Source organism: Candidatus Aquicultor secundus (assembly GCF_002791875.1).
Taxonomy (GTDB): Bacteria; Actinomycetota; Aquicultoria; order Aquicultorales; family Aquicultoraceae; genus Aquicultor_A; species Aquicultor_A secundus.
In genome coordinates, this window is the sequence record NZ_PFNG01000223.1 from 5,413 (window position 1) to 7,577 (window position 2,165).

Below are 2,165 nucleotides of genomic sequence, written 5' to 3' on the forward strand. Positions count from 1 at the left end.
GATAGTGGGTCTTGGTAGGCGGGTCTAGCTTGAGGGTTGTTAGCGGAGCTAGTGGCTAGATGTCATTCTGAGCGAATGCGAAGAATCTCGGGTGCACATACCGTGATTGTCACTTACTAACATCTAGGCGTAGTTTACCATTGTAAGATGGATGGTTTTAAAACTATAAAGCAGTACCCCGATAATCGGGCTAAAAGAAGGTAAAGACGTTTGGCAAAAATAGGGTTGGGTCTTCGCGGAAAGGTACATAAATCGGGCGGAGACCTTTCTATGGAAGAAGTAAAAAAGGGCATTATACCGCAACACGTCGCCGTCATCATGGACGGTAACGGAAGATGGGCAAAAAAGAGAAGGCAGCCGAGGCTTGCCGGTCACAGGGCCGGCGCTAAAGCGATACGCGGCATCGTCGAAATTGCAACGGAAGTCGGCGTTGAATACCTTACCCTCTATACGTTTTCAACCGAGAACTGGCGTAGACCCCAGGAGGAAGTCCTAGGGCTGATGCAGCTGTTCGAGGAACAACTTGAAAAGGACCTCGACGAACTCGATCGGCAAGGGGTTAAGATACGCGTAATCGGCAGGCTGGATGAAGTGCGCGAGAGCACGCGCAACGCCTTTCTTCGTGCGGTCGAGCGTACTAAAGACAACTCAAAGCTCAACCTAATAATAGCCCTTAACTACAGCGGCCGCGCCGAAATTCTGGATACCGCGAAGGCACTTTGCGCCGCCGTAAAAGAAGGAAAAGAAACAAGCGATTTCGATGAGGAAATCTTCTCCCGTTACATGTATACTTCTAATATACCAGACCCCGAGCTACTTATCCGAACGAGCGGCGAAATGCGAATCAGCAACTTCCTCCTCTGGCAAATCGCGTATGCTGAGATATGGATAACGGACAAGCTGTGGCCTGATTTTAGCAAGAAAGATTTTATCCAAGCGATTGCAGATTTTCAAACACGTAGAAGAAGATTTGGCGGATTAGACGAGGATTAGTAACAGCATAACAGAGCATAATAGAGCACATACAGGAGCTGCAAATGCTTAGAGAACGTGTTATTAGCGCACTGGTCGGCGTTCCGGTCATCGTTTTATTTTTGTTGTTGGGGAGATACTTTTTTGCCTTTCTTGTAGCGGCCATCGTTGTGGTAAGCATTGACGAACTCTACTCGATGTTCCTGCTTAGAGACCTCAAACCAAATGTGATAATCGGGGTCGCGGGAGGGATTGCAATAGTCGCGGGGGCGCTCTTAGGGAGCGCCACCGGCCTGGTACTGGCGCTATCGCTGGCGGTTATCGTAACGCTGGTATGGCAGATATTAACGCAGGGGAGCGTGGTTAATACAGGACTCACCTTTATCGGCCTGGTATATATCGCGTTTTCGCTTAGCCACATGGTTTTACAATACGACCTCAATGATGGACGTATCGGCGTGCTCCTTGTGTTTGTCGGCACCTGGGCAAGCGATATCGCCGCCTATTCAATAGGCAGGGCGATCGGTAAACGCAAACTAGCGCCGACAATAAGCGCCAATAAGACAGTTGAAGGAGGCATCGCCGGATTAGTGACGCCGGCGATAGTTTTGGGCGGGTTATTCCTGCTGCCGTGGTTGCCGTTTGTTGCAAAGCAGGGCATACCGCTAACGCTCATCGAGGGCATCGGTATGGGTCTTGTCATCGGTTTTGCGGCGCCGATAGGCGACCTTGTGGAGTCGAGGATAAAGCGAGAAATGCGCGTAAAAGATACCGGCACTATAATCCCCGGCCACGGTGGCTTCCTGGATAGATTTGACAGTGTTATATTTACAGCAATAGTCGGATACTACTTCTGGCTCGTAATCACGTAAATAGCTATCAGCTATCAGCTTAAGAGAGTGGGTTTTAGTAGGCAGTGGGGAGTATGCAGTAAGCAGCATGAAGATGAAAATAGCAATGTAGGGCTTAAGCTAGTCTCCGCCCACACCACCGTGCTTGTGTCGAGAAGGGCCGAGACAAGCTTAAGCCCCTATGGATGCTAGCTGTCATTCTGAAGGAGCGAAGCGACTGAAGAATCTAGGGTGCAGTGCCTTTTTTGTAGCAGGAGGGTCTAAGCTTAGATAGAGTTAGAGTGAAGACTTCTTAGCACAGTGAATCAAAGCTTAGACATACTCAGTGACAGAAGTACGTGA

The 2,165-nt window shown here is 49.4% G+C and carries 2 protein-coding genes; both read left to right on the forward strand.

What is annotated here, in order from left to right; genetic code table 11:
• Window positions 1–270 precede the first annotated feature (270 nt).
• A complete protein-coding gene (gene uppS, locus COY37_RS09455; RefSeq protein WP_286677688.1) occupies window positions 271–993 on the forward strand; it encodes an undecaprenyl pyrophosphate synthase in 723 nt (240 codons plus the stop codon).
• A 44-nt stretch (window positions 994–1,037) separates the two neighbouring features.
• The gene (locus COY37_RS09460; RefSeq protein WP_286677689.1) at window positions 1,038–1,844 is read left to right on the forward strand and encodes a phosphatidate cytidylyltransferase; all 807 of its coding nucleotides are present in this window, start codon (window positions 1,038–1,040) and stop codon (window positions 1,842–1,844) included.
• The last annotated feature ends 321 nt before the right edge of the window (window positions 1,845–2,165 follow it).